The organism is uncultured Chryseobacterium sp. (assembly GCF_913776365.1).
Lineage (GTDB): Bacteria > Bacteroidota > Bacteroidia > Flavobacteriales > Weeksellaceae > Chryseobacterium.
Genome location: NZ_CAJYMO010000142.1, coordinates 1 through 4369, shown reverse-complemented (window position 1 = coordinate 4369; position 4369 = coordinate 1). Strand labels below are relative to the sequence as shown.

At 41.2% G+C, this 4369-nt stretch carries 4 protein-coding genes; 1 reads left to right on the top strand and 3 read right to left on the bottom strand.

Annotated elements, in window-relative coordinates; translation table 11 throughout:
• Positions 1 to 329: 329 nt before the first annotated feature.
• The 3 genes from QZ735_RS07080 to QZ735_RS07070 all read right to left on the bottom strand — a co-directional run bounded on the left by QZ735_RS07080 (position 330) and on the right by QZ735_RS07070 (position 3969).
• Entirely contained in the window at positions 330 to 2237 is a 1908-nt protein-coding gene (locus QZ735_RS07080; RefSeq protein WP_294246128.1) for a DUF294 nucleotidyltransferase-like domain-containing protein, read from the bottom strand.
• Positions 2238 to 2247: 10 nt separating this feature from the next.
• A complete protein-coding gene (locus QZ735_RS07075; RefSeq protein WP_294246124.1) occupies positions 2248 to 2886 on the bottom strand; it encodes a 3'-5' exonuclease in 639 nt (212 codons plus the stop codon).
• Positions 2887 to 3075: 189 nt separating this feature from the next.
• Entirely contained in the window at positions 3076 to 3969 is an 894-nt protein-coding gene (locus tag QZ735_RS07070; RefSeq protein ID WP_294246121.1) for an SDR family oxidoreductase, read from the bottom strand.
• 136 nt (positions 3970 to 4105) lie between these two features.
• Between QZ735_RS07070 and QZ735_RS19500 the strand changes: the two genes are divergently transcribed.
• Positions 4106 to 4369, top strand: a 264-nt coding sequence (locus tag QZ735_RS19500; protein ID WP_367117833.1) for a cyclic nucleotide-binding domain-containing protein, incomplete at its 3' end; no start/stop codon positions are given.

The window sequence follows — 4369 nt, the reverse complement described above, 5'->3', positions numbered from 1 at the left end:
ACTGCTGAATTGTTACAGGAGGTGAAATTTAATATTGCAGTATTTTAATGAAGACTGATCCTAATATTCTGCAAAACAAAACGGTGTTTAAATCCATGCGGGAGCGTGATGCCGCCCCTTCAGGGCTTATTTGATTACGATTCCTGTTGTCATCGGGCTGCACCCGATGCTGATTTATGCCGCCCCTTCAGGGCTTTTCTGATTATGATCACCGCTATCATCGGGCTGCATCCGATGCTGATTTATGTCGCCCTTTCAGGACTTTATATTGTATTTTTATTTTTATAGTAACAACCCGCAGAATAAAGTTAACCGTCAAATAACGCAAATTAAGACAGGCTGCCGGTAAATTTCATCCGGATGCCCTGCTGGAAGTTGCTGATGGTTTTAAAAATTTCAGTCAGCGTTACGCGTTCAATTTTAGTGAGGCGGCTGATCTCGATATAATTGTCCGGCATTTTCTTTTCGATATTGATCTGATAAACCTGGTTTTTTAAACGCAGTGCCATCAGGTAATAATAGGAATGATGCAGCTCCTGGTACTGTTCTTTGCTGAAGACGCCCGCTGCCTGGAGCTTTTTCATCCGTTCTCCGGTATTTTCATTATTGATCCCATTCTTTAAAGCATATACTCTGAGCAGGTCAACAATCGGACTCATGGCCGTCTTAATATCAAAGACTTCCGCTTTACCGATCGTTTGGGTTTTAATCCTTTTAAAAAAGGTTAAAGGAGCTTCATATTGGAGAGCGTTTTTGGCAATAAAGGTGAAAAACCTTTCATTCGGAACGCGAAGCTGGTCCTGAATAAAATCTTTCAGTTCGTTGATGATCGCTTCTTCTCCATAGATGTAACGGCAGTCGAAAAGGGTAGAAAACTTCATGGCATTTTCGGGAACGGTTTCATTGATCCATTCTTCATAATTCCTTTTCCAGTGGGACAGCGAATGCGTCCATTTCGGATTGCTCGCCATAAATTCGCCTTTGCAGTAAACAAAACCGATGGTATTGAGATCGTCGGAAACCCTTTTGGCAAAATCAAGAAAGTATTCACGCACCATTTCGCGCTGTTCATTGGCTTTGTCTTCATAGATGATGCCGTTATCCTGATCGGTGCTTAAGGTCTGCTCTTTCCGTCCTTCACTTCCGGTGACCATGAAAACAAATTTCGCCGGCGGTTTCCCGATCTGGCGGATCACATTTTCAATTACTTTTATGGTGATGGTATCGGCAATGGTAGTAATGATCTGGCTGGCAATTTCCCCGTGAACGCCGCGGCCCAGCAGTTGGTTGATCATATCCGGGACCTGCAGCCACTTTTTCCGGAGTTCTGCTGTTGTACCGGCCTGCTTCACCGACTGTATAAAAACCAGCGGCGACTGTGCCTGCTCGCTCAACAGCCGGTTCCTGCTGAGGAATCCTGCCATTTCACCCTCTTTTTCTACCAATAAATACCGGGTTTTGGTTTTAAACATCATCAGCACCGCCTCATAAAGATAGGCATCACTGGAAATGGAGACAATAGGATTATCCATTACTTCTTGTACCGCTTTCTGCGGATCGATGCATTGGGCAATAACGTTGTCACGCAGGGTAATATCCGTTACGTAACCTACGATATTCTGATCCTGCTCGTTCCGGATGAATAAACAGCTTACCTTGTTTTTCGCCATCATCCGGGCGGCTTCAAAAATAGGCGTGTTTCCGGTACACGAAACGATATCTTTAAAAGCAATGCTTTCTATTTTTCTGGAATACAGCTGGTCTGCCGCAAAATAACTTTCCTCAAAAGAGGCCGGTGTTTTTACAAAATGCGCAAACTCTTCATCCAGCATTTTCTTCCCGAAATCGGCAGTGAAATAATGAAAAAAATCTTCATAAGCATTACAGAGTTCGGTAAATTCTCTTTTAGGAAGCGTATACACGACGGTCCCTTTTTTCGCCATTACAGATTTTAAAGCCCGGACCCTGTTCAGCACCACGGAGATTCCCCCGAAACAATACGGTGAATGGTGAATTTCGATACACCTTTTATTCTGGGAGGCATCAAAGAAAAACGTTTCGTACTCCCCTTCCATAATGACATCCACGCCCTGCATTTCGGTAACTTCCTGGCGGTAAGCCAGTGTTTCTTTAGGAAATGTTTTCTTCTGCATGCTTTCGGAAACTTCCTGCAGCACGCTTTCGGGTAAAAGGCTGAAAGGCGGTGTTTTCTGTAAAAGCGGGATCAGATGTTCCATAGGTTGATTATCATTTTAAAACGGGAAAGTGTAATTTTTCTGCGATCAGACCGTGTTTTTCTTCAAGATCGTTTTGGGAGAGCTGGTTCTGCCGGCGGATTTCAAAAAAGCAACGGGCCGTCATTTCTGCATCAATGATCGCATTATGGGAAGGTTCTGATTTATCATTTAAAAGGAGCCGATAGAGCTGCGGCAGACGCATGCCTGTTTCTGAAGCTCCGGATCTGTACTGCCTGCTTTTCAGCATCGTACAGTACAACCGGCTGTTTTCGAAAGGATTTGGCAGCCCCGCCCTGAAGTAATCAGCAGACAAAGTATGAAGGTCGAATTCGAGGAAATGACCTACGATTAAAGGATGGTATTTTACGATGTCTTCAGTAAGACGGGTCAATACTTCCCTCCTGCTTTTACCACGGGATCTCAGGAATTCTTCGGTAATGCCATGAATCCTGAAGGATCCTTCGCTGATCACCAGATCCTCTTCAAAAATGTATTGGTCTTCTTTTTTGATCTCCGTTCCGTCTTCCGAACAGATAATCCAGGAAACCTGAACGGCTGAGGGCCAGTTTACGGTATCGGAATACGGCAGATCCCAGCGTTTGGGAACGGAAGTGGTTTCCGTATCAATAAACATGAATAAAGATTTCACGGGAGAATGTTTATACAAATGTAGTGATAATGATTTTTTTTTAGAATAAAAATAGAACTGAAAATAGGAATTGATTGATACATCTATCAGTTTTAAACTAAAAATCAAAGCATACTATACCTAAATGTACCCAATATAGTTGCCTAATAAAAAAACAGCCTTACTTCGGAAGTAAGACTGTTTATAATTTTAGAAGAAATATTGATCCAGTTCTTCTACGAAACTTCTTTCAGAAGGTTTCCAACCCAATTTTTCCTGAGTCTTCAAACTTGTTGCCGGACAATCTGCTCCAACAAAAAATGTCATCCAGGTAAAATATTCCGTTGCTTCTTCCGGTGACAAAGATTTTACAGGAACATCCAGTCTTTTACCGATTAATTCAGCAAATTCTTTCATTGACAATTGTTTATCATTATTAACCGCATTATATCTTGCTCCAACCTCTCCTTTTTCAAGAGCCAGACGAAATAGTTTTGCAGCATCCACACGATGAACAGACGGCCAGACATTATCTCCTTCTCCAATATAAGCTGCAAAGCCTTTAGCCTTCGCCAGCTCAGCAAGCATTACACCAAAACCTCCTTTGAAACCCGATTCAGAATTTCCGTAAACACTTGGGGAAAGACGAATGATGGATGCTTTTACACCAGATTCTGACAGAGCAACAAAAGCTTTTTCAGAAAATCTGATTGATTCTGCCGGTGCTTTACTTTCTTCTGTGATTTTCCCGTCCATCAGTGGAAGTCCTAATGTTCCGCCTGTCACCACAATGGGTTTATCGGTTCCTTTCAATACTTCGCCCATTGCTTCAATGGCTTTATGGTCTTTGAGCGCATTCGTCTGATAATCTGAAAAATTGTGAATAAAGGCCGTATGAATTACTCCATCTGCTTCCCTTGCTCCTTTTTGCAAATTATTGAGACTATCCAGATCTCCCATTAAAACTTCTGCTCCGGCCTCTCTTATGGATTTTGCAGATTCTTCCGAACGCGCCAATCCAAGTACCTGATGGCCGTTTGATAATAATTCTTTTACTACTGCTGAGCCTACAAATCCTGAAGCTCCTGTTACAAATATTTTCATATTTTAAATTTGTTTTTGTTATAATTTCTGATACAAATTTAGATGTGAATACCTCCCAAAAACGAGGTCATTTGACACAATTTTTATTTTAATTCGATAAAAAGAATTAATTTTAGATATAATTCAGTTTTAAAAAATGTCAGAGATTCTTAAAAATTACTTTCAGAAGGTCCTTCAGGATTTTACGGATGAAAAGTTCAATTTCATCCTATATAAAAGTCAAATGATAAAACTTCAGCGTAAAGAGATGGTATGCAAACAGGGTGATATCTGTAATCTGAAAATCTTTGTTGCAAAAGGACTTTTGCGAAATTATTCAACCTCTGAAGATGGCAATGAACATATTCTTCAGTTTGTTAATGAAATGTCCTGGACAACCGATCCGGAAAGTTTTTACAAC

Coding starts and splice junctions, on each gene's coding strand:
- QZ735_RS07080 (WP_294246128.1), bottom strand. CDS start 2,237: ATGGAACATCTGATCCCGCTTTTACAGAAAACACCGCCTTTCAGCCTT.
- QZ735_RS07070 (WP_294246121.1), bottom strand. CDS start 3,969: ATGAAAATATTTGTAACAGGAGCTTCAGGATTTGTAGGCTCAGCAGTA.